This window comes from Variovorax sp. NFACC27 (assembly GCF_048301545.1).
Taxonomy (GTDB): Bacteria; Pseudomonadota; Gammaproteobacteria; order Burkholderiales; family Burkholderiaceae_C; genus Variovorax; species Variovorax gossypii.
This window is the reverse complement of the sequence record NZ_CP157613.1, coordinates 6,231,917-6,257,918: the sequence shown is the minus strand read 5'-3', so window position 1 is coordinate 6,257,918 and position 26,002 is coordinate 6,231,917. Positions and strand designations below refer to the sequence as shown.

Genomic DNA, 26,002 nt, shown 5'->3' with positions numbered 1-26,002 from the left:
GGTGAACGCGCCACGCACGCCCTTCGTCGCCCACGCAGCTGCGTTCCTCATTCACAACAGGAACACTGCATGCGCCCGAAACTTCAAGGCGGCCTCGGGCCGCTTCTTCTCGTGCCCGTCGTCATGGCCCTCGCGGCCTGTACCGGCATTGCCGACCGGTCGGCACCTTCGTCGTCATCATCTTCTTCTTCTTCAATTTCTCTCCAGGATTCCCCGTCCCGCACCGGCTACCAGGCCGAGATCCGCCGCACCGCCATGGGCGTGCCGCACATCAAGGCCGACGACTGGGCCGGCGCGGGCTACGGCTACGGCTACGCACAGGCACAGGACGACCTGTGCACCATGGCCGACGGCTTTCTCACCTACCGCGGCGAGCGCTCCGAATTCTTCGGCGCCGAGGCCCGCCTGCCGGCTGCCAGCACCATCGGCCGGCCGACGAACATCGACTCCGATTTCTTCCACAGGCAGGTGATCGGCGCCGAGGTGGTCGATGCCATGGCCCGCGCGCAGCCGCCCGCCATCCAGCGCATGGTCGAAGGTTTCGCGGCGGGCTACAACCGCTACCTGCGCGACCTGAAGTCCGGGGCCGCCGGCAGCGCCCACGCGGCCTGCCGCAACGAGGCCTGGGTGCGTCCGGTGAGCGCCACCGACATCTACCGCCGCATGTACGCCACCAACCTGGCGGCGGGCTACAGCAACTTCCTCTCGAACATCGCGAACGCGGCGCCTCCCGCCGCAGGGGTGTCCTCGAACGGAGCGCACGGCGCGCAACTGCAGCCGCTGGCGCTGCAGGTCGGCGGCACGGCGGGCGTGGGCAGCAACGTGATCGGCTTCGGCACGGCCGCCACTGGCGACGCGAGCCCGCTGCTGTTCGGCAATCCGCATTGGTACTGGCGCGGTCCCGACCGCTTCTACCAGGCGCAGCTCACCATCCCGGGCAGGCTCGATGTGAGCGGCACCTCGTTCCTCGGCGTGCCGGTGATCCTCATCGGCTTCAACAACGACGTCGCGTGGAGCCATACGGTGTCCGCCGCGCGGCGCTTCGGCATCTACCAGCTGCAGCTCGCGCCCGGCGACGCCACCAGCTACATGCGCGACGGCACCGCCGTGAAGATGAGGCCCTCGACCATCACAGTGAAGGTGAAGGGCGCCGACGGCACGCTGACCCAGCTCACGCGCACGCTCTACGCCTCGGAGTACGGCCCGCTGGTGAACCTCGGCGCCATCGATCCGGCGCTGGCCTGGAGCCGCAACACCGCCTTCGCCATCCGCGACATCAACGCGGGCAACTTCCGCACCTTCCGCACGTGGCTGCGCTGGGCGCAGGCGAAATCGCTAGACGAACTCATCGCCGCCCAGCGCGAAGAAGCTGCGATTCCCTGGGTCAACACCGTGGCCGTGGGCCGCGGCAGCGCAAAGGCCTGGTATGCGGACATCGGCGCCGTGCCCAACGTCTCGCCCGAGCAGGCCGCGAACTGCACCACGCCCGCCGGCAAGGCCATGGCGGCGGTGCTGCCGCGCGTGCCGGTGTTCGACGGCTCGCGCAGCGCATGCGACTGGCAAAGCGATGCCGATTCCGTGCAGAAGGGAGCAGTCGGCGCCTCGCGCATGCCGAGCCTGCTGCGCGAGGACTACGTCGCCAACATGAACGACAGCTACTGGCTCGCCAATCCGAAGGCGCCGCTCAAGGGCTATCCGGCCATCTTCGGCCCGGCGGGCAGCGATGCGCAGACCTTCCGCACACGGCTGGGCCACCTCATCGCGCAAGGGGCGGGCAAGGGCGCGACGGTAAATGCCGTCGAGCGCATCACGCTCGACAGCCGCGCCTACACCGCCGAACTGTTCAAGGGCCCCGCGCTCGACATGGTGTGCGGCGTGCCCCGCATCGAGGTGAAGGGCGACGCGCAGACCGGCGAGGCGTTCTCGCCGCCGCGCGGCGTCGACACCGCTTCCGCCTGCGCGGTGCTGAAGGCCTGGAACAACACCGGCGCCGCCACGGCGCGCGGCGCCCATGTGTGGGACGAGTTCTGGGCGCGCGCCTCGCGCCTGCCCGCCGACAGGCTCTATGCGGTGCCCTTCGACGCCGCCGACCCGATCGGCACGCCGCGCGGCCTCAAGCCCTCTGCGGCCGACGAGCTGCGGCAGGCCTTCGGTGCGGCAGTGCTGCGCGTGCAGGCCAGCGGCTACGCGCTAGACGCGCCGCGCGGGGAAACCCTGTTCGTCACGCGCAACGGCCGCAGGATCCCGTTGTCCGGCGGCTGCGACACCCAGGGCTACTTCACGGTCATGTGCTCGGAGAACCGCCTCGACAAGGGCGGCTACGCCATGGACGAGAACCCCAACGGCAACAGCTACATGCAGATCGTGCGGTTCCCGGCCGCAGGCGTGGAGGCGCATACCTTCCTCACCTTCTCGCTGTCGGACGATCCGGCGTCGCCGCACCATGCCGACTACACGCGGGCCTACAGCGCCGGCAAGTGGCTGCGCATGCCGTTCTCGGAGGCGGAGATCAAGGCCGATGCCGGCTACAGCAGTCTGACCATCCGCGAGTGAGGCGACACGGAAGCTGGCGAGGCTTCCTCAGCGCCGCTTCGCCAGCCAGTTCCATGCGGCGCCGGCTGCCATCAGCACGCTGGTGCCAAGGAACACCGCGCGCATGCCGACATGGCCGCCCACGAAGCCGCCCAGCAGAGGGCCCGCCACCTGGCCTGCGTACTGCGCCGAGGTCGAATAGCCCAGCATGTTGCCGGCCACCCGCTCGGGCACGTTGTGGCGGATCACGCTCGCGATGCACGGCAGCAGGCCGCCGAGCGACAGCCCCATCAGGAAGCGCAGCACCACCAGCTGCCAGCCCGACGTGACGAAGGCCTGCGGCACCAGCAGCAGCGCCGACACACCGAGGCAGCCGACGATCACGTTCCAGTGGCCCACGCGGTCGGCCAGCTTGCCCAGCCGCGAGGCCGAGAGAATGCTGCCGAGCGCCGCCGCCGACATCACCAGGCCGGCCATCATCGTCACGCGGTCCGGGTCTTCGAGCAGCGTGGCCACGTAGACGGTGATGATCGGCTCGATCGACATGTTCGCGAGCATCAGCAGCATGCCGGTGAAGAGCATCGCCGCCAGCGGGCGCTTGTCGGGTACGGCGGCCCAGCCGGTCTGCCCGGAGGCGTCGCCCTGCTGCCTTCGGGCGGAAGGCGTCTTTCGCTCCTCGCGGATCAGGAAGGCCGTTGCGAGAAAGGCCACGAAGATGATCGCGCCCGCCGCGAAGAAGGTGTTGCGGATACCGACCAGCGGCGGCAGCGCGCCACCGATCAGCGGCCCCACGAGGTTGCCCGCCATGATCGCCGACGACATCGTGCCCAGCGCCCAGCCGGTGCGGTCCTTGGGCGTCTGCGTGGCGACAAGCACCATCGAGCCCGAGGCATAGCCGCCGAGCAGCCCCGCCAGCAGCCGCAGACCCACGAGCTGCCACACGTTCGCCGCGAGCCCGATCAGCGCCATCGCCACCGCCATGCCCAGGCTCGCGCGGATCAGCATCGGCTTGCGCCCGTAGCGGTCGGCCAGCCGACCCCACAGCGGCGCCACCAGCGCGGCGCTCAGGAAGGTGGCGCCGTACGCCGCGCCCGACCACTGCACGATGGCCGCATGGTCCTTCACGCCCAGCTGCTCGACATACAGCGGCAGGAAGGGCAGCAGCAGCGTCATCGCGATGATGGTCGTGAAGGAGCCGAACATGCAGACGGCGAGGTTGCGCTGCCAGTGTGCGTTGGCGCCCGTCTCGGCTGGCGGTGCGCCTGTTGTCGTGGTCGTCGTCGGATGCGTCATGGGGAACGCCCATTGTGGGACGACGCATGAGGGATGGCGCTTGCCGATTGGTGGGGGCACCCATCGTGCGAAGCGGGGGCAGGGGCCCGCACGGCCCCCGAGGCACCCCTTCAGCGGTTCTTCACTTGCGTGCGGGCGAACTCGAACACCGAGGTCTTCCCGCTGGCCGTCACCTCGAGCCGGATCAGGTCGTTGGCCTGGGGCTGGGGATCGCAGCAGTTCTTCAGGATGAGGTCGCCGGTCACCATCTGCAGCGGCTCCACGGTGTTCAGCTGCAGGATGGAGTTGGCCGACTGCTCCTGATTCTCGGCGTTGTATTCGATCTGCCTGATGCCCAGCACGGTGGCACCACCCACTGCCGCACCGGCCAGCATGCCGGCGACGGGGTCGTACACGCGCACGGTGTTCGAGCCGGCAAAGCTGGTCACGCCGCGGCGGCCGACCACCGAGCCGGAGTAGTTCGAGCGATAAGTCTGGCGCGAGGCGCCGTAGGCGGCAGCGCCCGCGGCCAGCCCGCCGATGATCGCCAGCGCGACCTGCTTGGCCTGCTTCTCCGACTGGATTTCCGCGATCCGCTCGTTGTACGTGTAGATCTGCACCGGGGCGCCGCGGAAGTACGCCTTGATGTTGTCGGTGCTGAAATTCACCGGCTCGGCGGTGTTGTTGGCATAGCCGATGGTGAAGGTCGGCTGCGTCGGCCCTTGCATCTTGAAGCGCGAGTAGACGAAGAGTTCGCGCGTTTCATCTTTTTCGGACAGCGTGCCGACGCCATCGGTGTACTTCAGCGTCTGCGGCACATCCTTGCCGGGGCGGGGCGTGTACGAGATGTTCGCCGTGGAGCAGCCGCTGACGAGAACGGCGAGTGCGACGAAGCAGCAGGTCTTGCGTGAGACCGCGCCTTGCTGGTTGAGTAAATCTCCAATTTGGCGCGGCAAGGCGCTGTCGAAAGCGATCACGAGAACTCCGTTTGTTGTGCTTGTTGGGCCAGGCGACCGAACTGACCGGAACCTGACCGCACAATCGTAACCTTGCGTATCAAAATGTCAGCAGAGAGTTTCCTGTTGCGGGCTCGTGCACCGAAATGGGGAATGGGTTTTGTGAAATTTTTCACGAATCAAAGCAGGCAGAGAGTGCCGCGGAGGTTTCGGCCATGCAGCGCTGCGGTAACGGGCGGTCTTTGCGTGTGAGGTCTCCCTTCCGCACGCGCGGTCGGTGCGAGTCACCTAAGCTCACGTCCTTCATCGCCCAAAACCTCTTTTCAGGACATCGCCATGAAACGCATCGGCGTGCTCGTCTTCCCCGGTTTCCAGATCCTCGACCTCGCCGCCATCGCAGCCTTCGAGCTCGCGAACATCCATGCGGGCAAGCCTGTCTACCAGGTCGAGCTGTTGTCGGAAGAGGGCGGCCCCGTGGTCAGCTCGTCGGGCGTGAGCACGGACAGCAAGCGCTTCGGCACGGCGAAGTTCGATACGCTCATCATGAGCGGCGCGCTCTTCATCACGCCCACTTCCGAGAAGATGTGCCGCTTCCTGCGCGCGGGGCTGCGCAACGCGCGCCGCGTGACCAGCATCTGCACCGGTGCCTTCGGGCTGGCCGATGCGGGCTTGCTCGACGGGCGCCGGGCGACCACGCACTGGTCCTTCGCGGGCGAGCTGCAGAAGCGCCATCCCGCGGTCAAGGTGCAGCCCGACCGCATCTTCATCAACGACGGACCGGTGTGGACCTCGGCCGGCATGACGGCGGGCATCGACCTCGTGCTGGCGCTGGTGGAAGAAGATCTCGGCGTGGAGGCGGCGCGCTTCGCGGCGCGGAAGCTGGTCGTCTACCACCGCCGCGCGGGCGGGCAGTCGCAGTATTCCGCGCTGCTCGAGCTGGAGCCCAAGTCCGATCGCATCCAGCAGGCGCTGGCGCACGCGCGGGCCAACCTGCGCGAGACGCTGTCGGTGGAGGAACTGGCCGAGGTCGCGCACCTGAGCCCGCGCCAGTTCAGCCGCGCCTTCAAGGCCGAGACCGGCCAGACGCCCGCGCACGCCGTGGAGAACCTGCGCGTGGAGGCGGCACGTGCGCTGATCGACGAGGGCAGCCTCGCGCTCGCCGTGGTCGCTCGCGAGACGGGCTTCGGTGATCCCGAGCGCATGCGCCGCGCCTTCCTGCGCACGCTGGGGCAGCCGCCCCAGAGCGTGCGCCGGGTGGCCCGGCGGGAAGCCGCCGTGGCCTGAGCGCCTGATGTCCTGAAAAGTGGCTTATATGACATTTACGCCATAGCCCTGCCGGAAGAGACTTCCCCCATGGCCGCGCATACCGCGCGGCGAAACAAAGGAAGCTTCATGACCACTGCAACTTCAGCAAATCCCGGCAAGGGCACGGCCCTCGTCACCGGCGCGTCGTCGGGCATCGGCGCCGTGTACGCGGATCGCCTCGCGCGGCGCGGCTTCGACCTGATCCTGGTCGCACGCAATCGCGGGCGCCTCGAGGCACTGGCCGCGAAACTCACGCGCGAGACCGGCCGCAAGGTCGAAGTCCTGCCAGCCGACCTCACCGACCGGAAGGACATCGCGCTCGTCGAGGCCGCGCTGCGCACCCGCGGCGACATCACCATGCTGGTGAACAACGCCGGCTTCGGCGCCGCCGCGCCGCTGCTCGGCTCGGACATCGAGAAGATGGCGGAAATGATCGAGCTCAACGTGAGCGTGCTCACGCGGCTCACCTACGCGGCCGTGCCCGGCTTCGTCGAGCGAGGTGCCGGCACGCTGGTGAACATCGCCTCCATCGTGGCGATCTCGCCCGAGACGCTCAACGGCGTGTACGGCGGCAGCAAGGCCTTCGTGCTCGCGCTGAGCCAGTCGCTGCAGCATGAGCTGAAGGACAAGGGCGTGCGCGTGCAGGCGGTGCTGCCCGGCGCGACGGCCACCGAGTTCTGGGGTGTCGCGGGCGTGCCGATGGAGCACCTGCCCAAGGAGATCGTCATGACTGCGGAAAACATGGTCGACGCGGCCCTCGCGGGGCTCGACCAGGGTGAGCAGGTCACGATTCCCGCGCTGCCGGATCTCGCGGAGTGGGATGTCTTCGACGCGGCGCGGCGCGCGATGTCGAGCCGGTTGTCGGCGACGCATCCGGCATCTCGCTACGGCGTTGCCAGCTAAGTGCCGGCCTGAGACCGCGGCACTAAAATCTTCACCCCGCAGCAGGGCGTCCCGGCCTGCTGCGGGGTTTTGCATTTCCGGGGCCATGTAGAGGAACACCATGTACAAAAACCTCGCGGGCCGCGCCGTTCTGGCGCTGGCAGCCGCCTGTTTTTTATCTCCCGCCTTTTCGCAGACACAACAGCCGCAGCAGCCGAAGACGCCGCTGAAGATCGGCTTCGTCTACGTCACGCCCGTCACCGATGCCGGCTGGGTACGCCAGCACGAGGAAGGCCGCAAGGCCGTCGACGCGGCGCTGGGGGCGAAGGTCAAGACCACCTATGTCGAGAACGTGGCCGAAGGCGCCGATGCCGAGCGCGTGATTCGCGATCTCGCGCAGCAGGGCAACACGCTCATCTTCACGCCCAGCTTCGGCTACATGGAGCCGACGATGAAGGTGGCGAAGGACTTCCCCGACGTGAAGTTCGAATCGATCACCGGCTACAAGACCGCGCCCAACGTCGCGACCGCCAATGCACGCTACTACGAGGGCCGCTACCTGGCGGGCATCGCGGCGGGGCGCATGACGAAGACCGGCATCGCAGGCTACGTCGCGGGCTTTCCGATTCCGGAGGTGCTGCAGGGCATCAACGCCTTCACCCTCGGCATGCGCTCGGTGAACCCGGCCGCGCAGGTGCGCGTGGTGTGGCTCAACGAGTGGTTCGATCCGCCGAAGGAACGCGACGCGGCGATGGCGCTGTTCAACCAGAACGCCGACGTGGTCGCCTTCCATACCGGCTCCACCGCGGTGATGGCGGCGGCGCAGGAGCGCGGCAAGCTGGCCGTGGCCTATCACTCCGACATGCGCAAGATCGCGCCCGACGCGCAGATCGTCGCGGTCACGCACCAATGGGGCGGCTACTACACGCAGCGCGCGAAGGCGGTGCTCGACGGCAGCTGGAAGAGCGGCAACCTCTGGGGCGGCGTGAAGGAGGGAATGATCCGCGTCGGCGACTTCGGCACGAAGGTGCCCAGGGCTGTGCAGGACGAGGTGCTGGCGCGGCAGAAGGACATCGCCGCGGGCAAGCTGCAGCCGTTCCGCGCCGCCGCGGCCGACGTGCGCGACAACGAGGGCCGCACGGTGATCGCCAAGGGCACGCAGCTGAGCGACGAGCAGATCCTGAAGATGAACTGGCTGGTGGAGGGCGTGCAGGGGCGCGTGACGCGCTAACCCAGCCGACCGGCGCGCGGAGTACGAGGCAACAGGGCCTTGATGCGCTGACGAAGCAGCGCGGGCGTGGTGGACGGCGTCATCTGCAGCACGGCCATGCATCGGTCCATGCGACCCGGCCGAGTAAGCAGCGCCTCGGCGGCCTTTGTGAGATCGGCATCGATGCTGTCGCCATAGGCGCGACCGGCCTTGATCTTCGCCTGGCGCAAAAGCGACGCGCCGGGTTTCATCATGGCCAGATCGATGATGTCGCGGCTGAAGACGCTGTCGTCGGCCCAACGGTCAGAGTTTGCGAGCAGCTTGCTCGCTGCCATGTCGAGCGGCGTGAGGGTTGCAATGTCGTCGATACGGTCCTCTGCGCCCGGCAACTCAAGTTCGATGCGCGCCTCGAGGGCGATCTCGAACTTGATCTCGATGTCGCTCACGAGAACCGACGACCGGATGCCGTACTGGTCAGCGCGTAGTTCAGCCGACTGCCGGATCTCGCAGCCGCGTCGGGCGAGCGCTCCGAGACCTTGAGTTCCCGTGATCAACTGGCGCAGGTGGCGATAGCCATCGATATCGGATACGAGAAAGTCGATGTCTACGGACTCGCGGTACTCGCCATGGCGAAGCGCAATGGCGGTGCCTCCGCCGAAGAGGCAACGGTTCTGGGCGAGCAGGTTTGCGTCGAGCGAAGCAAGCACTTGAGCGACGCGTTGATGGTGTGGCCGTTCAAACATTCAATGGCTTTCTGCCGAGGATGCGCGCAAGGTCTTGCAGCAGTTGGCGTTCTTTCGCATCCAGCATGGATGTGTCGACGTGGCGCCAGTTGCGCTCGTAGGTTCCCCATGCCTCTTCAGGCGTGAGTTCGGTGGCTGGAGCCAATTGCCAGGCAAGCCGGCGCAACTGGGGGTAATCGGCAATTCGAATACCTCCCGGGAGCGGTGCGAGGTCGGGCGGCTCCGTGGACATCACCACATCGACATCGAGACCCAAGGCCCCCAGCGCATTCATGTAGGCGCCCATCGTGACCGAGGGTTCGCCGCGCTCGATTCTGTGCAATGTCATGCGGGACATGCCCGCCGCCTCTGCAGCGGTGGTGGCGCTGACCTTCAGAGCCTTGCGACGCGCATGAATACGGCGGCCGAACGCTGCGAGGCGTTTGTCTGTTGCGGCGCTTGTTGGTGGAGAGGTGGAGGGCACGATGTATCTCATATTAGACAGTTTTGGGTATTTGTCCACAATGAGAGGCATTGAATGCCCTGAATGCCACCAGCCTGAACCCCAGTCGGCTCTGGATGCATGTTTCTCGTTTCTTCAGCCCAGCCGCTCGACCACGAAGTCGACGAAGGTCCGCAGCTTGGCACTCGGGCGCGCTTCGGGCAGCCGTATGATGTGCACCTGCCGCGTGGGCAGCTCCCAGTCGGGCAGCAACTGCACCACCTGGCCCGATGCGAGCGCGGGCCCCAGCAGCGCATCGGCCTGCACGATCACTCCCACGCCGGCCATCGCCGCGGCCAGCAATGCCTGGCCGTTGTTGGTGGTGAGCGGCCCGCGCACCGGCACGTGCACCGTCTGGCCGTTGCGCGTGAAGCGCCATGAATGGTTCGGCCCCCAGGCCGCGAAGCCCAACAGTGGGAAGGCCTCCAGCTCTGACGGGTGCTTCGGCTGCCCGTGGCGCGCGACCCATGCCGGGCTCGCCACCGCGTACATGCGCGCCAGCGCGAGCGGTCTTGCGATGAGCCGCTCGTCGATGGCCGCGCCCGAGCGGATGCCGCAGTCGAAGCCTTCCTCGGCCAGGTCGACCACGCGGTCGTTGAGGCTCAGGTCCACCTTCACCTGCGGGTAGGCGGCGATGTATTCGCCGATCACCGGCGTGAGGCGGTGCGCGCCGTAGGCCACGGGCGCGGTGACGCGCAGCACGCCCTGCGGCATGGCGCGCAGCGACTCGGCCACGCCGTCGGCCGTGTGCACGCTGGCCAGCACGTCGCGGCAGCGTTCGAGATACGCGGCGCCGATCTCCGTGAGGGAATGGCGGCGCGTGGTGCGCTCGAGCAGGCGGGCGCCCAGCTGGTCCTCGAGCGCACGGATGTGCTTGCCGACCATCACGGCCGAAAGGTCGAGCGCCTCGGCGGCGGCGGCGAAGCTGCCCGCGTCTACTGTCGCGACGAAGACTTCCATGGCGCGGAGCTTGTCCATATTACGAACTCCTGATTTCGAATGATCGAACCGGAAGGCAATTTATCAAATGGATGGTTCGCAAAACAATCGCCGCTTGTTGATTCACTCTGGCGAGGTTTTCCATGAAGGTTCTAGTTGTGGGCGCGACGGGCGCGGTTGGCAGCGCGGTGGCGCAGGCGCTGGATGCGCGAGGCCACGAGGTGATTCGCGCGGGTCGCACGCGCGGCGACCATCAGGTCGACATCACCAGCGATGCCAGCGTCGAGGCGCTGTATGCGGCGGTGGGGCGCGTCGATGCGATCGTCTCGACGGCGGGCGGGCTCTTCTTCGGGCCGCTGTCTGAAATGCGGCCGGCCGACTTCAACGTCGGCCTGCAGGACAAGCTGCTGGGCCAGGTGCGGCTCGCGCTGCTGGGCCAGCATGTGCTGCGCGATGGCGGCTCCATCACGCTGACCACGGGCGTCGCGGCCGACGATCCGGTTCGCGGCGGAGGCAACGCGGCCGCCGTGAATGCGGCGGTCGAGGGCTTCGTGAAGGGCGCGGCGATCGAGCTGGCGCGCGGTCAGCGCATCAACGCGGTGAGCCCGACGCTGCTGACCGAATCGGTGGCGGCATACGGCGCGCTCTTTCCGGGCGTCGAGACCGTACCAGCCGCGCGCGTGGCCCTGGCCTATGTGCGCAGCGTCGAAGGTCCTCTGACGGGGCGCGTCTTTCGCGTATGGCAATGAGGAGCGGGCGTTCACGGCTTGCAGGCGCGCTGCTTGCGCTCTCGACGACGGCGGCCGTCGCTGCCCCGCCCGTGGTGCAGGCGCTGCCCGAAGACTGGTATCCGGAAAGCGTGGCCATCGGGCCCGACGGCGCCTTCTACGTCGGCAGCTGGCGGCAGGGCGCGGTCGCGCGGCTGAAGCCGGGCACGGCGCCGAAGGCCGAGGTGCTGGTCAAGCCGGGCGCCAACGGCCTGGCGAACGGGCAGGGCGTGCTGGTCGATGCCGGGCATGGGGACTTGTGGATCTGCTCGGGCAACATCGGCTTCACCACTGTGCCGTCGACGCCGAGCGCGCTCAAGCGCTACGACCTCGCCACGGGCGCACCGCGTGCGAGCTACGCGATGCCCGACGACGGCTACTGCAACGACCTCGCGCAGGACGCGCGCGGCAATCTCTACGTGACCGACTCCTACCACCCGCGCGTGCTGAAGCTCGCGCCGGGCGCCGATTCGCTCGCGGTGTGGAAGGAGGATCCGGCGCTGGCCGGCCCGGGGCCGTACAAGGGCCTGAACGGCATCGCCATCGACGGCGGGCGCGAGGTTTACGTGAGCCTCGTGGCGGCCGCTTCGTACCTGCTGCGCATCGGCCTCGGCGCGGACGGCAAGGCTGGCGAGGTCACGCGCATCGAGGCGCCGCGCGAGCTGAAGAACGTGGACGCGATCCGCGCATGGAAGCCCGGGAGGCTCGTGCTGTTCGAAAGCAATGCCTTCGGCGAAAGGCCCTACGGCGGGCAGATCACCGTGGCACGCATCGAAGGCGCGAAGCTCGGCCTGCGGACGGTGGTGGCGGGGCTCAACGATCCGTCCTCTGGGGCGGTGTGGGGCAACCGCGTCTACTTCATCGAGTCGAAGTATTCGCTGCTCACGAAGCGCAAGGACGGAGATGGGCCGGTGCCGACGGGCGTGCCCTTCGACATCCAGTCGCGCGCGTTGCCTGTGTCGCCGAGGTGAGTGCGCTGCGCATATAGCACTCATATGCGCATGGAAATTGCGGCGGGGCGGGGGTGGATTACCCTCCGCACCCACGATGAAAAAAGCCTACCGCGCCTCCCTCCTGCGATTCGACGCCTCCGGCAAGCCCGTTTTCGATGAGGACGGCCTGCTGGTCGTCGCCCCCGATGCCACCGGCCGCCAGCGCGTGCTCGACGCAGGCAGCCATGCCGACGTCGCCGCGCGCCACCCGGGCGCGCACACGACCCACCTGCCGGGGCGCATCCTCGCGCCGGGCTTCGTGGACATGCACATCCACTATCCGCAGACCGACATCATCGGTTCGCCCTCGCCGGGGCTGTTGCCCTGGCTCGAGAACTACACCTTTCCCGCGGAAAGCAGGTTCGCCGACCCCGCGCATTCGAAGGAAGTGGCCGAGTTTTTCCTCGACGAACTGCTGCGCAACGGCGTCACCACCTCGCTGACCTTCGCGACCTCGCACGTGGCCTCGGTCGATGCGCTCTTCGAGGGCGCACAGCGCCGCGGCCTGCGCCTGATCACCGGCAAGGTGCTGCAGGACCGCAACTCGCCCGACGGCGTGCGCGACCAGACCGAGCAGAGCCTGGTCGACACCGAGGCGCTGATCCGCAAGTGGCACAACGTCGACCGGCTGGGCTATGCGATCACGCCGCGCTTCGCGCCTGCAAGCACCGATGCGCAGATGCACGGCGCGAGCGAACTGGCCGCGAAGTACGCCGACACCTGGATCCAGTCGCACGTGGCCGAGAACCGCGACGAAGTGAAATGGGTGCGCGAGCTCTACCCGAAGGCGCGCTCGTATCTCGACGTGTATGCAGGCTTCGGCCTGATGCGCGAACGTGCCGTGTACGCCCACTGCATCTACCTCGACGACGCCGACCGCGCCCTGCTGCGCGAGACGAAGACGGCGGCGGCCGTGAGCCCCACGAGCAACCTGTTCCTGGGTAGCGGCTTCTTCGACTTCGGCGCGGCCGACCGCATGGACTACCCCTACGGGCTGGCCAGCGACGTGGGCGGCGGTACCAGCTTCAGCCCCTTCCACACCATGATGGCCGCCTACTACGTCGGCCGCGAAGGGCAGACCAAGGCCGGCCTGAGCATCGCGCCATCGGAACTCTGGTGGCGCCACACCGGCGGCGCGGCGCGCGCGCTGGGGCTCGACGGCGTCGTCGGCAACCTGCAGCCGGGCTGCGAGGCCGACTTCCTGGTGCTGAACCCCGCGGCCACGCCGCTGCTGGCGCGCAAGACGAAGCAGGCGAACTCGCTGGAGGAAATGCTCTTCGCGATGATCGTGCTGGGCGACGACCGGCTGGTCGAGCGCGCGGTGATCTCGCAGGCGCTGTAGCCCCCGCGGCGGCGGGCGGGGTGGCCGCGCGTGCCACAATTCGCCCCCGATTTCCCCGCAGCAGCAGCGAGCGCATATGAGCATCAAGAGCGACAAATGGATCCGGCGCATGGCCGAGAACGAAGGAATGATCGACCCCTTCGAGCCGGGCCAGGTGCGCGAGGCCTCCGGCCACAAGATCATCAGCTACGGCACCTCGAGCTACGGCTACGACATCCGGTGCGCGCCTGAATTCAAGGTCTTCACCAACATCCACAGCACGGTCGTCGACCCGAAGAACTTCGACGAGAAGAGCTTCGTCGACATGCACGGCGACTACTGCATCATCCCGCCCAACAGCTTCGCGCTGGCGCGCACCGTCGAGTACTTCCGCATCCCGCGCAACGTGCTGACCATCTGCCTGGGCAAGAGCACCTATGCGCGCTGCGGCATCATCGTCAACGTGACGCCCTTCGAGCCCGAGTGGGAAGGCTACGTGACGCTCGAATTCAGCAACACCACGCCGCTGCCCGCCAAGATCTACGCGGGCGAAGGCTGCGCGCAGGTGCTGTTCTTCGAGAGCGACGAGGTCTGCGAGACCAGCTACAAGGACCGCGGCGGCAAGTACCAGGGCCAGCGCGGCGTCACCCTGCCGAAGACCTGAGCGCTTTCGCGGTATTCCTGGCATACCCGCTTACAGGGGCGGGCGGCTTCCGAAGTACCATCCTGCGACCGCCGGCAACTACTCCTGCAAAGGCCGGCAAGGAGAGCGCGATGAGATGGGAAGGCAACGAACAATCGGACAACGTCGAGGATCGCCGTGGTGAAGGCGGCGGAGGCGGTGGCGGCGGCTTCATCGGCGGCCGTGGCATCGGCATCGGGACCATCGCGGTCGCGCTGATCGCCGGCTGGGTCTTCGGCATCAACCCGCTCACGGTGCTGAGCCTGCTCAGCGGCGGCGGTGGCCCCGCCCAGGTGCAACAGCAGCAGGGACCAGCGCCCAAGCCGCCGTCGAACGACCGCGAGGCGGCCTTCGTCTCCACCGTGCTGAAGAACACCGAAGTGGTCTGGACGAACATCTTCCGCCAGAACGGTGGCACCTACCATCCGCCGCGCCTCGTGCTGTTCCGCAACGCGACGCCCACGGCCTGCGGTACCGGCCAGTCGGCCATGGGCCCGTTCTACTGCCCGGGCGACCAGAAGGTCTACATCGACCTCGGTTTCTACGACACGCTCAAGAACCAGCTCGGCGCGCCGGGCGAGTTCGCGCAGGCGTATGTCATCGCGCACGAAGTCGGCCATCACGTGCAGGACGAGCTCGGCATCACCGCCAAGGTCGACGGCATGCGCAGCCGCCTGAGCCAGACCCAGAACAATGCGATGAGCGTTCGCGTCGAGCTGCAGGCCGACTGCTTCGCGGGCGTGTGGGCCCACCATTCGCAGGAGTCGAAGAAGTGGCTCGACCCGGGCGACATCGAGGCCGCCATGAATGCCGCGCAGAAGATCGGCGACGACGCCCTGCAGCGCTCCGCGGGCCGCGCGGTGGTGCCCGACAGCTTCACCCACGGCTCCAGCGCGCAGCGCCAGCGCTGGTTCGGCGCGGGTTATCAAAGCGGCGACATCAAGGCCTGCGACACCTTCAACGCACGCAGCCTCTAGGCCGCGGTCTTCCGCAGGTGTTGCAGTTGCTGATTTGATTGCTATCGAATAAATAGCAATTCCGCTCGCGCGGGCGTTGTCATGCCGCAGTCACTGCCGTTTTTTGCGGCAATGCGACAATAGCGGGCTCAATGACAAGCTCCTTCTCCAATCTACTGCTGGCGGAACCGCTGGCGCGCGCCGTGGCCGAAATGGGCTACGAGACCATGACACCGATCCAGGAGCAGGCCATTCCGGTCGTGCTCGCGGGCCAGGACGTGATGGGCGCCGCGCAGACCGGCACCGGCAAGACGGCGGCGTTCTCGCTCCCGCTGCTGCAGCGCATGCTCAAGCATGAAAACGCCTCGACCTCGCCCGCGCGGCATCCGGTCCGGGCCCTGGTGCTGCTGCCGACGCGCGAGCTGGCCGACCAGGTCGCGCAGCAGATCAAGCTGTACGCCAAGTACACCAACCTGCGCAGCACGGTGGTGTTCGGCGGCATCGACATGAAGCCGCAGACGCTGGAACTGAAGAAGGGCGTCGAAGTGCTGGTGGCCACGCCGGGCCGCCTGCTCGATCACATCGAAGCGAAGAACGCGGTGCTCAACCAGGTCGAGTACGTCGTGCTCGACGAAGCCGACCGCATGCTCGACATCGGCTTCCTGCCCGACCTGCAGCGCATCCTGAGCTACCTGCCCAAGCAGCGCACCACGCTGCTCTTCTCGGCCACCTTCTCGCCCGAAATCAAGCGACTGGCCGGCAGCTACCTGCAGAACCCCGTCACCATCGAAGTGGCCCGGCCGAACGAAACGGCCTCCACCGTCGAGCAGCACTTCTACAGCGTGGCCGACGACGACAAGCGCCGCGCGCTCAAGCAGATCGTTCGCCAGCGCGGCATCACGCAGGCCTTCGTGTTCGTCAACAGCAAGCTCGGCTGCGCGCGCCTCGCGCGATCGCTCGAGCGCGACGGTCTTCGCACCTCGGCGCTGCACGGCGACAAGAGCCAGGACGAGCGCCTGAAGTCGCTCGCCGCCTTCAAGGCCGGCGAGGTCGACCTGCTGGTGTGCACCGACGTCGCGGCCCGCGGTCTCGACATCAAGGATGTGCCCGCGGTCTTCAACTTCGACATTCCGTTCAACGCGGAAGACTACGTGCACCGCATCGGCCGCACGGGTCGCGCCGGCGCATCGGGCCTGGCCGTGAGTTTCGCCAGCGGCGGCAACGATGCCCGCCTGGTGGCCGACATCGAGAAGCTGATCAAGAAGAAGATCGAACTCGAGCCGGTGGAGTTCGAGGAAGACCGCCCGCGCGGTCGCATCAACGACGGGCGCCGTCACTGGCGCGAGGAAGGCGAGTCGGGCGATGCACGCGACGTGCTCGATCAGCCTCGCGAACGCCGCGACGCCGACAGCCGCCGCGGCGGCGGGCGCCCGCACCGCGCTCCTTCGGCGCCGCGCGACCCCTTCTTCGACAAGCCCTACGAGCCGGGCCAGCCCGACGCGACGCCCGCATGGGAAGCCGCCGCCAAGGCCGCAACGCCCACGCGCGGCATCTCCAGCAACATCAAGCCCAAGCGCAAGGTCGCCGCCCTGTTCAAGAGCGCCGAGCCGAGCTGAGTTGAGTCGAACCGAGGCCCCCATGCTGCGTGGGCCTCAGGTAGTGATCCCCCTTCGCGAAACACCGAGGAACCGGCTCTGCCGGGCCTCAGGTGTTGCCCCCGGAAGGGGGTGGAGCAGCGACACGGAGTGCGCGGAGCCTGGGGGAGAGCCTAGTGCTCCGGGCCTCAGGTGTTGCCCCCGGTAGGGGGTTGGCGAAGCGACACGAAGTGCGCGGAGCCTGGGGGAGAGCCAATCACCTCCAGCCGCGATGCCAGCCGTATTGCGGATGGTGCCAGCCCCAGCCATAGCGCGGGTGGTAGGCCCACACGAAGCCGATGCCGGGCGACACGTAGGTCGGTGCCACGTAGGCCACGCCAGGAGGCGCCGCGTACACGGGGGCAGGTGCGGCAGGCGCGACCACACAGCCGGTGAGCGTGGCCGCCAGCACGGCGGTGGCGGATACTGCAAGAAGAGGAGTGAATCTCATGGCGAAGCTCCTGGACGAGTTGTTGTCGGTGTGAACCTCCAACGTCGCCACGTATCGCCGGATGACGGCCTTTACCCGGGCTACACACTGTGACCGGCGTGTCGTCTTCCTTTCAGATTCCTTTCGCCGGTACCAGTCTTCAGATCACAGCGAAATGGTGCGTGCCATCGCGCCCCAGCTGCTCCACCAAACCGAACTCCCAATCCAGGTAGGCCTGCATTGCCTCGGCGGGCGCATCGGTGCCCTCGTAGGGGCGGCGATAGCGGTCGGTGCGCGCGGTCGCGAGGCGGGTCTCACCGCTTTCCGCTTCGAGGCCTGCAGCGAACCATGCCGCGTTGCCGCCGGCCAGCACCAGCACTTCGGCATCGCCCTGGCCGCGCGCGTCGAGCAGCGCGCGCAGGTCGGCGGCCGCGTAGCGTGCGAGAAGGCTGCTGCCGCAGGTCAGCACGTAGCGCTGCGAGGCCGGGACGGTGGTGTCCAGTGCCTGCGCCAGCTGCGCGCGGATCGCATACCAGGCGCCCGGAATGTGGCGCTTCACGTAGTTCGCGCTGGTGGTCACGTCGATCACCGCCGTGCCGGACTGCTTCTTCAACAGTGCCGCGAGTTCCCCGGGCGCGATCTCGCCCACCGTGGCGGCGACCGGCGGATATGCGCTCGTGGGAGCGGTCGTCTCGACCAGGTCCGCCGCCGTGGGTACCACGTCCGGCACGTAGACCTCCCAGCCCATCTGCGCGAGCCACGAAGCACTCATCGATGCGCGCACGCCATCGTCGTCCGCCAGCACGATGCGCGCGCCGCGCACGGGCACCTGGTGATCCGTTTCCTGCACCAGCTGCCCGCCGGGCGCATTCGCGAAGCCGGGCAGATGGCCTGCCGCATATTCCTCGGGCGTGCGCACGTCGAAGCGGTACACGGTGCGACCCGGCGTTTCCAGCGTCTGCAGCGCGCCCAGCGCGATGCGGCGCACGCCGGCCAGATCGGCCACGCGCCGCGCATCGACCTGTGCCTGCGCGCGATGTGCCTGCGACACGGCGGCAGGCGCCTGCCGGCTCGCGCCATGGTCGAGCACCTGCCCCGCGAGCTTCCAGCCGATGGTGCCGTTGCGCAGCGCCGCCACCGGGTTCGGAATGCCCGCGTTCACCAGCGACTGCGTGCCGATGATGCTGCGCGTGCGACCCGCGCAGTTCACGATCACCCGTGTCGCCGGATCGGGCGCCAGCTCGCGCACGCGCAGCACCAGCTCCGCGCCCGGCACGCTGGTGGCCGAGGGGATGCTCATCGTCTGGTATTCATCGAAGCGGCGCGCATCGAGCACCACCACATCGGCCTTGGCATCGACCAGCGCCTTCACCTCTTGGGCGGAGAGCGACGGCGTGTGCCGTTCATGCTCGACCAGTTCGCCGAAGGACTTGCTCGGCACGTTCACGTCGCGGAACAGCTCGCCGCCCGCCTTGCGCCAGCCTTCGAGGCCGCCCTCGAGCAGATGCACGTTCGTGTAGCCCAGCGCGGCGAAGGTGCGCGCGGCCTGCGGCGCGAGGTCGGTGCCGCCGTGCTCGCCGTACAGCACGATGAGCGTGTCGCGCCGCGGAATGCGCCGCCAGGCCTCGATCTCGATGCGCGACAGCGGCAGGTTCGCGGCCCAGAGCGGGTGTTCCTGTGCGAACGGGTCTTCCTCGCGCACGTCGAGCAACGCGGTCTCGTCGCGGGCGATGAGCCGCTCGCGCACGGCGGCGAAGGAAAGAACGGGAAAGCTGGTGGCGGTCGTCGTCATGCGTCTGTCGAGGCTCTGAGTTCTGCGCTGCGGTCCCACAGGTTGGGCAGCAGCGTGTTGGAGTATCCGGAGACGAAGGGCTTGCGGCCGCCCTCCGCCGGGTAAGTATGCCGCCGCACGGCGCCGATGTTCGCGCCGTACACGTGGATGCTGATCGAGACCCGGTCGGCGTGCGCGTTGTGCACGCGGTGCAGGTCGCCGACGGTGGGCGACACCGCCTCCACCTGGCCGGCGTCGAGCCGCACCGCCTCGCCATGCGGCCGGGCGTTCCCGTCGGCGCCCAGCGCATAGCCCTGGCTGTACTCCGAGCCGCGCAGCATGCCGATCAGCCCCCACACCGTGTGGTCGTGCACCGGCGTGGCCTGCCCCGGTCCCCACACGAAGCTCACGACCGAGAAGCGCTCGGTGCTGTCCGCGTGCAGCAGGAACTGCCGGTAGTACACGGGGTCCGGCTGAGCGAAGGCCTCGGGCAGCCAGTCGTCACGCGATACCAGCGTGCGCAGCAGCGCGCCGCCTTCCGAAAGAATGCGCGGCTCGTCGGGCGCGCTGTCGAGCAGCCGGCCGAAGGCGCCGACGAATTCGCGAAGAGGTGTCAGGGAGGTTGTTGTCATGCGGGGCGTTTCCAGACGCCAGTGTCGGTGATTGCGCGCACGTCCACCCGCACCGGCAGGATGCCGTCGCGCGCCGAGCGGTCGGCCACGGTCTGCAGCGCGGCGATGTCGGCCTCGCTCACAGGCCGGCCCGCCACCGAGGCGCGCGCGGTGATGATGCGCGACGACTCGATGGGCAGCCGCGTGAGCTGGCTGTAGGCCTGCGCATAGGCCTCGGGGTTGGCCAGCGCCCAGTCGCCCGCGCGGGCCAGCCTGTCGAGGAACTGCACGATGGCCGTGCGCTTTGCCGGATCGGCCAGCGACGATTCGGTGGCCGTGATGAAGCCCAGCGCGGTGTTGATGCCGCGCCCGTCGCGCAGGATGCGCCCGCCCTGCTGCAGGGCGATGGTGTAGTAGGGGTCGAAGATGGCCCACGCGTCGATCTGCTTGGAGGCGAAGGCCGCGGCCGCGTCTGTGGGCAGCACGAACTTCACCGTCACCTCCTCGCGCTTCACGCCGGCCTCTTCGAGCGCACCGTAGAGCTGGTACTGCGAGATGCTGCCGCGCGCCGACGACACGATCACCGTCTTGCCGCGCAGGTCCGCCACGCTGCGCAGCGGCGAATCGGGCTGCACCACGATGCCCAGCGAATCGGCCTTGCCGACGCGCGTGGCGACGATCTTCAGCGGCGTCTTGCCCACGGCTGCGGCGAGCACGGGCAGGTCGCCGGCCATGGCGGTATCGACCGCCGCGCCACGCTGCGCCTCGAAGAGCGGCGCGGCGCCCTGGAAGTTGGCCCAGCGGTAGGCGAAGGGCGCGCCCTCGAGGGCGCGCGAGGCCTCGAACAGCGAGCGCAGGCCGCCGGCCTGGTCGCCGAGCACCAGCGAAGTCTGGGCTTGTGCAAAGGCACGCAGCGAGCCGGTGGCGGCCAGCGACAGCGCTGCGCCCTGTTTCAGCCAGCCGCGCCGCGAGGCCTTGGGGAAGAAGAGGGCAGACGTCATGCTGCAGCTCCCGCAGACAGCAGCGCGCGCTTGCCAGCCGCGACCAGGATCGCGTCGTTCTGCGGCGTGTGGATGCGGCTGCACAGCACGTCGCGATAGTGCCGTTCCAGCGGGTTCTGCCGCGTGAGGCCGTGGTTGCCGCTCAACTGCAGGGCCAGCTCGACCACGCGGATCGCATTGCCCGTCACCGTGTACTTGAGTAGTCCGCTGTCGGCGGCTGGTTGCGCGTGGCCGCCGTCGACCGCGGCGGTGGCTTCGTCGAGCAGCACGCGGTTGGTGCGCAGCAGCGCCTCGATCTCGCCCACGTGCTCCTGCACGCGCGGCAGGCTGGCCAGTGGCGAGCCGAGGCTGCCGGGCGCGCGTCGGTTCAGGAAGCCGACCAGCCAGTCGCGCGCGGCATGGGCCACGGCGTCGTAGAGGCTGCCGAGCAGCACGGTCATCCATGCCTGCTGGGTGGCATGGGCGTCGATGTCGGTCTGGCTGCCTGCATCAGGTGCCCAGTCGGCCGGCCGGCGCAGGTCGACCGCATGGTCGGCGTCGATGGCGACGTTCTCGAACACCACCTCGTGGCTGCCGGAGGCACGCAGGCCCAGGTGGTCCCAGCTCGCGATCACGCGCACGCCGGGCGCGTCGCGCGGCACCAGGAACACGCCGGTGCGCGGGTCGGGCTCATCCGTTCGGGCCCACACCGCGAGCCAGCTCAGGCCCTCGATGCCGGTGGTGTAGAGCTTGTGGCCGTCGATCTTCCAGCCGTCGCCGTCGCGCCGGGCAACCGTGCCTGGCAGGCCGCCGCGGGCCGGCGAGCCCAGGGCGGGCTCCACGCGCAGGGCGTTGATGAGCGCGCCGTTCGTCACCGCGTCGCGCGCCACGCGCTCGCGCAGGTGCGCGGGCCAGCGGCTGTCGGAGCGCGCCAGCGCGTGGTGCTGCAGATAGGTCATCGTGAGGATCAGCGCCGTGGCCGGCTCGCCGCGCGCCACGGCCGAGATCGCGCGCCGCGCCGCAGCCAGGGTGGCGCCGCCTCCGCCGTGCTCGGCAGGCGCGACCAGCCCGATCAGCCCGTGTGCCTGCAGGGCAGTGAAGTTCTCGCGGGGAAACGCGCCGCTCAGGTCGTGGTCGGCCGCCGTGGCCGCGAACTGGGCGGTGAGGCGGGCCAGCACGGCTGTATCGAGGGTGGCGATGGCGGCGGGGGCGGGATGTTCAGGCGCGCCCGGCGGGCGGCGCAAGGGGAGTGCACTCATGGTTCTCCCACGGTAGCGGGCCACCTGCCGAGCGAAAACGACGCTTCCCGCATATGCAAACTCGTTTTTCTGCGTTCGCTTCCATGCAGCGTCTGGTTACGGTCAGGGTGCATGAAATCAGACTTTCCCCTGGACCGGCGCCGCCTGCTGCAGGCCGCCGCGGCGCTGGCCGCGACCGGCTCCGCCGGCTGGGCGCAAGCCGCCGCACCGTCGCGCGATCTTTCCGGCATCACGCTGCGCGTGGGCACCTACAAGGGCCTCTGGCGGCCGCTGCTCACCGCCTCGGGCCAGGCCGACACGCCCTACAAGATCGACTGGCGCGAACTCAACAACGGCGTGCTGCACATCGAGGCCATCAACGGCGACGCGCTCGACCTGGGCTCGGGCAGCGAGATTCCGCCGGTGTTCGCGGCGCGCCAGAAGTCCAGCGTGAAGCTGGTGGCCGTCACGCACGAGGACCTGAACAACCAGGCCACGCTGGCACGCAAGGATGCGCCGATCCGCAGCATCGCCGACTTCAAGGGCAAGCGCGTGGGCTACGTGCGCGCCACCACTTCGCACTACTACCTGGCCAAGCAGCTGGCCGAGGCGGGCCTCTCGTTCAGCGACATCCAGGCCGTGAGCCTCACGCCTTCCGACGGCCTCTCGGCCTTCGCGCGCGGCGATCTCGATGCCTGGGCCATCTACGGCTACAACGGCCAGCTCGCGCGCACCCAGTACGGCGCGCGCGTCATCAAGACCGGCGTTGGGTACCTCTCGGGCAACTTCCCGATCTACGCCAATCCGCGCGCGCTCGACGACCAGCTTCGCCGCGCCGCGCTGGCCGACCTGCTGCAGCGCCTGCAGCGCTCGTTCGCGTGGATCAACGGCAACTTCCTGGCCTACGCCCGCGCGCAATCGGCCGAGACGCGCGTGCCCGTGGGCGACATCGTCGAGCTCTTCAACCGCCGCAGCGGCGACTACAGCCTCGGCCCCGTGAGCGATGCGGTGGTGCGCAGCCACCAGGACGTGGCCGACACCTTCCTGAAGATCGGCGTGCTCGACGGCCCGGCCGATGTGAAGCCCCTGTGGGACCGCAGCTTCGAGAGCGTGCTGCGCCTGCCCGCCGCCTGACAACCACCTCCCATGCAAATTCAAACAAGGACAGCACCATGAGCCAGCCACAGCAAGACGGCGTCGTCGAATTCATCGGAATGATCCAGGGCCAGAAGGTCTCGGAGATCCACGCGGCCAAGGGCCCCTCGCTCGACCGCGACTACGTGCGCGCCTTCGCGCAGGCCCACGAGACCGCCGGCTTCGACCGCGTGCTGGTGCCGCACCACTCGACCAGCCCCGACGCCACGCTCACCGTGGCCTATGCGGCCTCGGTCACCGAGCGCATCCACTTCATGCTGGCGCACCGCCCCGGCTTCGTCGCACCCACGCTGGCTGCGCGGCAGTTCGCCTCGCTCGACCAGTTCAGCGGCGGCCGGCTCGGCGTGCACTACATCTCGGGCGGCTCCGACGAGGAACAACGCCGCGACGGCGACTGGCTCGACCACGACCAGCGCTACGCCCGCACCGACGAGTACCTCGAGGTGCTGCACAAGGTGTGGACGGCGGAGAAGCCCTTCGACCACGAAGGCGCGCACTACCGCTTCCAGAACGCTTTTTCCGAGGTGAGGCCGGTGCAGACGCGCAACGGCAAGCCGCACGTGCCGGTGTATTTCGGCGGCGCATCCGAGGCCGCCATTCCGGTGGCGGGCAAGTATGCCGACGTCTACGCGCTGTGGGGCGAGTCGCTCGACCAGGCGCGCGAGCTGACGACCCGCGTGCGCGCGGAAGCAGCGAAGCACGGGCGCAGCGTGCGCTTCTCGGTGTCGTTCCGTCCGATCCTGGCCGAGACCGAGGAGGCCGCATGGGCGCGCGCCGAGAACATCCTCGCCGAGACCAAGCGACTGCGCGTGGTGCAGGGCTACAACCGTGGTGGCCCGCAGCAGAGCGAAGGCGCGAAGCGCCTGCTGGCCGCTGCAGAAAAGGGCTCGCGGCTCGACAAGCGGCTGTGGACGGCGGTCGCGCAGGAGATCGGCGGGCGCTCCAACAGCACCGCGCTGGTCGGCACGCCCGAGCAGGTGGCCGATGCGCTGCTCGACTACTACGACCTGGGTGTGACCACCTTCCTGATCCGCGGCTTCGACCCGCTGGAAGACGCACTGGACTACGGGCGCGAGCTGATCCCGCGCACGCGCGAACTGGTGGCGCAGCGCGCAGCTTCCGTCCGCAAAGCCGCCTGACCCGATGAGTTACTCCCTCCCCCTCTGGGGGAGGGCAGGGGTGGGGGCAAGCGGCCTCGGACAGCGTCACGGCGTTGAAGCCGTCACGCCCCCATCCCGACCTTCCCCCAGAGGGGGAAGGAGCAAAAACAGAACACCCAGGAAAACCAATGAGCGCAGTTCTCTCCATCGACCGCAACGCGGCCCAGCAACCGCTGAAGCTCAACCCGAACCCGCAGCAGAAGTACTGGTTCGACCCCGTTCCGCCGCGCACCACCGTGCAGGCCGAGCGCCGCCACCGGCAGGAACGCCTGGCAGGTGCCTTCCGCCTCTTCGCGCGCTTCGGCTTCGCGCAGGGGCTGGCCGGCCACATCACGGCGCGCGACCCGGAGCTCACCGACCACTTCTGGGTCAATCCGCTGGGCATCCATTTCTCGCGCATCAAGGTGTCCGACCTGCTGCTCGTCAACTCGAAGGGCGAGACCGTCATCGGCGACAGGCCGCTGAACAAGGCCGCCTTCGCGATCCATGCGGCCATCCACGAGCACAACCCGAAGATCATCGCCGCCGCCCACACGCACTCGACCTACGGCAAGGCCTGGTCCACGCTGGGCCGCAAGCTCGACACGATCACGCAGGACAGCTGCGTGTTCCACGACGACGTGGCGCTGTTCGACGACTTCACCGGCATGGTGGTCGACACCAGCGAAGGCGACCGCATCGCCCATGCGCTGGGCGACAAGAAGGGCGCCATCCTCAAGAACCACGGCATCCTGACAGCCGGCCCCACGGTGGAAGCCGCCGCGTGGTGGTACATCGCGCTCGACAACGCCTGCCACACGCAGCTGCTGGCCGAGGCCGCGGGCAAGCCCCAGCCCATCGACGAGGCCACCGCGCGCCACACGCACAGCCAGATCGGCGGGCCCGAAGGCGCCATCCACTCCTTCGACAGCCTCTATGAAGGCCTGGTCGAGGCCGAACCCGAACTGCTTCTCTGACCCGAGTCCCACGACGATGAACCTCACTCTCTCCCGCCGCGGCGTGCTGCGCGCCGGCGGCGCCGCCGCCGTGGTCGCCTCCGGCGGCCTGATCGCCTCGCAGGCCTTCTCGCAGCAATCCCGCAAGCTCACCTTCGCCTGGAACGCCTCGGCCTTCTGCCTTTCGCCCGTGGTGGTGGCGCAGGAGCGCGGCTACTTCGAGCGCAACGGCCTGCAGGTCGATCTCATCAACTACACCGGCTCCACCGACCAGCTGCTGGAGTCGCTCGCCACCGCCAAGGCCGACGCGGCCGTGGGCATGATCCACCGCTGGCTCAAGCCGCTCGAATCGGGCTTCGACGTGAAGATCGTCGGCAGCTCGCACGGCGGCTGCGTGCGGCTGGTGGGCGCGAAGAGCGCGGGCATCACCGATCTCGCGAGCCTGAAGGGCAAGACCATCGGCGTGTCGGACATCGCGAGCCCGGGCAAGAACTTCTTCTCGATCCTGCTCGCGAAGAACGGCATCGACGCCGAGAAGGACGTCGTGTGGCGCCAGTACCCGGCCGACCTGCTCGACATCGCGGTGAAGAAGGGCGAGATCCAGGCCATTGCCGACGGCGACCCCAACATCTACCTGATCGAGAAGCGCAACCAGGGTGCCTACGTCGAGGTGGCGAGCAACCTCTCGGGCGAATACAAGGACAAGGTCTGCTGCATCGTCGGCGCGCGCGGCGAGCTCGTGCGCAAGGACAAGGGGACCGTCGCTTCGCTGGTGCGCTCCATCGTGCAGGCGTCGGACTACGTGGCCGAGAACCCGAACGAGTCGGCCAAGCTCTTCGCCAAGTACTCGCCCAAGGTCGCGGTGGAAGACCTGCGCGCACTGCTGGGCACGCTCACGCACAAGCACCACCCGGTGGGCCGCAACCTGCGCGACGAGGTCGAGTTCTACGCGCGCGACTTCCGGGGCGTGGGCGTGCTCAAGAAGACCACCGACCCGGCCCGCTTCGCCGAGCACGTTTCCTTCGATCCCCTGGCATGAACAGCAGCCGC

General features: G+C 68.4%; 24 protein-coding genes. 14 read left to right on the top strand and 10 right to left on the bottom strand.

The features are described 5' to 3' along the window. The first annotated feature begins 69 nt into the window (after nucleotides 1–69). Entirely contained in the window at nucleotides 70–2,553 is a 2,484-nt protein-coding gene (locus ABL840_RS29285) for a penicillin acylase family protein (protein ID WP_093305494.1), read from the top strand. Between the two features lie 27 nt (nucleotides 2,554–2,580). Here ABL840_RS29285 and ABL840_RS29280 read toward each other — a convergent pair whose 3' ends face one another. Next, nucleotides 2,581–3,825: an MFS transporter gene (locus ABL840_RS29280; RefSeq protein WP_093305492.1), complete on the bottom strand. Its 1,245-nt coding sequence runs from the start codon at nucleotides 3,823–3,825 to the stop codon at nucleotides 2,581–2,583. A gap of 110 nt (nucleotides 3,826–3,935) precedes the next feature. Then, nucleotides 3,936–4,781: a hypothetical protein gene (locus ABL840_RS29275; protein ID WP_093305490.1), complete on the bottom strand. Its 846-nt coding sequence runs from the start codon at nucleotides 4,779–4,781 to the stop codon at nucleotides 3,936–3,938. Between the two features lie 315 nt (nucleotides 4,782–5,096). Between ABL840_RS29275 and ABL840_RS29270 the strand changes: the two genes are divergently transcribed. The 3 genes from ABL840_RS29270 to ABL840_RS29260 all read left to right on the top strand — a co-directional run bounded on the left by ABL840_RS29270 (nucleotide 5,097) and on the right by ABL840_RS29260 (nucleotide 8,178). Then, nucleotides 5,097–6,044, top strand: a complete 948-nt coding sequence (locus ABL840_RS29270; protein WP_093305489.1) for a GlxA family transcriptional regulator — start codon at nucleotides 5,097–5,099, stop codon at nucleotides 6,042–6,044. Between the two features lie 108 nt (nucleotides 6,045–6,152). Next, nucleotides 6,153–6,968: an SDR family NAD(P)-dependent oxidoreductase gene (locus ABL840_RS29265; protein WP_093305487.1), complete on the top strand. Its 816-nt coding sequence runs from the start codon at nucleotides 6,153–6,155 to the stop codon at nucleotides 6,966–6,968. A 100-nt stretch (nucleotides 6,969–7,068) separates the two neighbouring features. Then, the gene (locus ABL840_RS29260) at nucleotides 7,069–8,178 is read left to right on the top strand and encodes a BMP family ABC transporter substrate-binding protein (RefSeq protein ID WP_093305485.1); all 1,110 of its coding nucleotides are present in this window, start codon (nucleotides 7,069–7,071) and stop codon (nucleotides 8,176–8,178) included. Here the strand turns inward: ABL840_RS29260 and ABL840_RS29255 are convergent. From ABL840_RS29255 to ABL840_RS29245, 3 genes are all read right to left on the bottom strand, one after another. After that, on the bottom strand, nucleotides 8,175–8,864 hold the full coding sequence (locus ABL840_RS29255) for a nucleotidyl transferase AbiEii/AbiGii toxin family protein (RefSeq protein WP_418116047.1): 690 nt from the start codon (nucleotides 8,862–8,864) through the stop codon (nucleotides 8,175–8,177). The two genes, ABL840_RS29260 and ABL840_RS29255, sit on opposite strands and share 4 nt — an antisense overlap. A gap of 28 nt (nucleotides 8,865–8,892) precedes the next feature. After that, nucleotides 8,893–9,363, bottom strand: coding sequence for a helix-turn-helix transcriptional regulator (locus tag ABL840_RS29250; RefSeq protein ID WP_093305607.1), 471 nt, complete (start codon nucleotides 9,361–9,363; stop codon nucleotides 8,893–8,895). A 114-nt stretch (nucleotides 9,364–9,477) separates the two neighbouring features. Beyond that, nucleotides 9,478–10,359, bottom strand: coding sequence for a LysR family transcriptional regulator (locus ABL840_RS29245; protein WP_093305481.1), 882 nt, complete (start codon nucleotides 10,357–10,359; stop codon nucleotides 9,478–9,480). A 104-nt stretch (nucleotides 10,360–10,463) separates the two neighbouring features. Between ABL840_RS29245 and ABL840_RS29240 the strand changes: the two genes are divergently transcribed. The 6 genes from ABL840_RS29240 (at nucleotide 10,464) to ABL840_RS29215 (ending at nucleotide 16,654) form a co-directional block, all read left to right on the top strand. Next, nucleotides 10,464–11,069, top strand: a complete 606-nt coding sequence (locus tag ABL840_RS29240; protein ID WP_093305479.1) for a short chain dehydrogenase — start codon at nucleotides 10,464–10,466, stop codon at nucleotides 11,067–11,069. Then, complete coding sequence (locus ABL840_RS29235; RefSeq protein WP_418116046.1) at nucleotides 11,066–12,058, top strand: hypothetical protein; 993 nt, start codon at nucleotides 11,066–11,068, stop codon at nucleotides 12,056–12,058. The genes ABL840_RS29240 and ABL840_RS29235 overlap by 4 nt, the downstream gene beginning before the upstream one ends. 76 nt (nucleotides 12,059–12,134) lie before the next feature. Then, entirely contained in the window at nucleotides 12,135–13,421 is a 1,287-nt protein-coding gene (gene guaD / locus ABL840_RS29230) for a guanine deaminase (RefSeq protein ID WP_093305477.1), read from the top strand. 76 nt (nucleotides 13,422–13,497) lie between these two features. Further along, on the top strand, nucleotides 13,498–14,064 hold the full coding sequence (gene dcd / locus ABL840_RS29225; protein WP_093199891.1) for a dCTP deaminase: 567 nt from the start codon (nucleotides 13,498–13,500) through the stop codon (nucleotides 14,062–14,064). Nucleotides 14,065–14,174: 110 nt separating this feature from the next. Beyond that, a complete protein-coding gene (locus ABL840_RS29220; protein ID WP_093305475.1) occupies nucleotides 14,175–15,059 on the top strand; it encodes a neutral zinc metallopeptidase in 885 nt (294 codons plus the stop codon). Nucleotides 15,060–15,190: 131 nt separating this feature from the next. Further along, nucleotides 15,191–16,654: a DEAD/DEAH box helicase gene (locus tag ABL840_RS29215; protein ID WP_093199897.1), complete on the top strand. Its 1,464-nt coding sequence runs from the start codon at nucleotides 15,191–15,193 to the stop codon at nucleotides 16,652–16,654. 235 nt (nucleotides 16,655–16,889) lie between these two features. Here ABL840_RS29215 and ABL840_RS29210 read toward each other — a convergent pair whose 3' ends face one another. The 5 genes from ABL840_RS29210 to ABL840_RS29190 form a co-directional block, all read right to left on the bottom strand. Further along, nucleotides 16,890–17,123 carry a hypothetical protein gene (locus ABL840_RS29210; protein ID WP_093199899.1) on the bottom strand — a complete coding sequence of 78 codons (234 nt, stop codon included), beginning with the start codon at nucleotides 17,121–17,123 and terminating at the stop codon, nucleotides 16,890–16,892. Between the two features lie 139 nt (nucleotides 17,124–17,262). Continuing rightward, nucleotides 17,263–18,894 carry a rhodanese-related sulfurtransferase gene (locus ABL840_RS29205; protein WP_093305474.1) on the bottom strand — a complete coding sequence of 544 codons (1,632 nt, stop codon included), beginning with the start codon at nucleotides 18,892–18,894 and terminating at the stop codon, nucleotides 17,263–17,265. Then, nucleotides 18,891–19,505, bottom strand: a complete 615-nt coding sequence (locus tag ABL840_RS29200) for a cysteine dioxygenase (protein WP_093305472.1) — start codon at nucleotides 19,503–19,505, stop codon at nucleotides 18,891–18,893. The genes ABL840_RS29205 and ABL840_RS29200 overlap by 4 nt, the downstream gene beginning before the upstream one ends. Continuing rightward, the gene (locus ABL840_RS29195; protein WP_093305471.1) at nucleotides 19,502–20,485 is read right to left on the bottom strand and encodes an ABC transporter substrate-binding protein; all 984 of its coding nucleotides are present in this window, start codon (nucleotides 20,483–20,485) and stop codon (nucleotides 19,502–19,504) included. Before ABL840_RS29195 ends, ABL840_RS29200 begins: the two co-directional genes overlap by 4 nt. Beyond that, entirely contained in the window at nucleotides 20,482–21,723 is a 1,242-nt protein-coding gene (locus ABL840_RS29190) for an acyl-CoA dehydrogenase family protein (protein ID WP_093305469.1), read from the bottom strand. The genes ABL840_RS29195 and ABL840_RS29190 overlap by 4 nt, the downstream gene beginning before the upstream one ends. A 111-nt stretch (nucleotides 21,724–21,834) precedes the next feature. Between ABL840_RS29190 and ABL840_RS29185 the strand changes: the two genes are divergently transcribed. The 4 genes from ABL840_RS29185 (at nucleotide 21,835) to ABL840_RS29170 (ending at nucleotide 25,991) form a co-directional block, all read left to right on the top strand. After that, on the top strand, nucleotides 21,835–22,836 hold the full coding sequence (locus ABL840_RS29185) for an ABC transporter substrate-binding protein (protein WP_093305467.1): 1,002 nt from the start codon (nucleotides 21,835–21,837) through the stop codon (nucleotides 22,834–22,836). Between the two features lie 38 nt (nucleotides 22,837–22,874). Next, the gene (locus tag ABL840_RS29180) at nucleotides 22,875–23,996 is read left to right on the top strand and encodes an LLM class flavin-dependent oxidoreductase (protein WP_093199914.1); all 1,122 of its coding nucleotides are present in this window, start codon (nucleotides 22,875–22,877) and stop codon (nucleotides 23,994–23,996) included. 149 nt (nucleotides 23,997–24,145) lie between these two features. After that, complete coding sequence (locus ABL840_RS29175; protein WP_093305465.1) at nucleotides 24,146–24,973, top strand: class II aldolase/adducin family protein; 828 nt, start codon at nucleotides 24,146–24,148, stop codon at nucleotides 24,971–24,973. A gap of 16 nt (nucleotides 24,974–24,989) precedes the next feature. Beyond that, complete coding sequence (locus ABL840_RS29170; RefSeq protein ID WP_093305463.1) at nucleotides 24,990–25,991, top strand: ABC transporter substrate-binding protein; 1,002 nt, start codon at nucleotides 24,990–24,992, stop codon at nucleotides 25,989–25,991. Nucleotides 25,992–26,002: the final 11 nt, after the last annotated feature.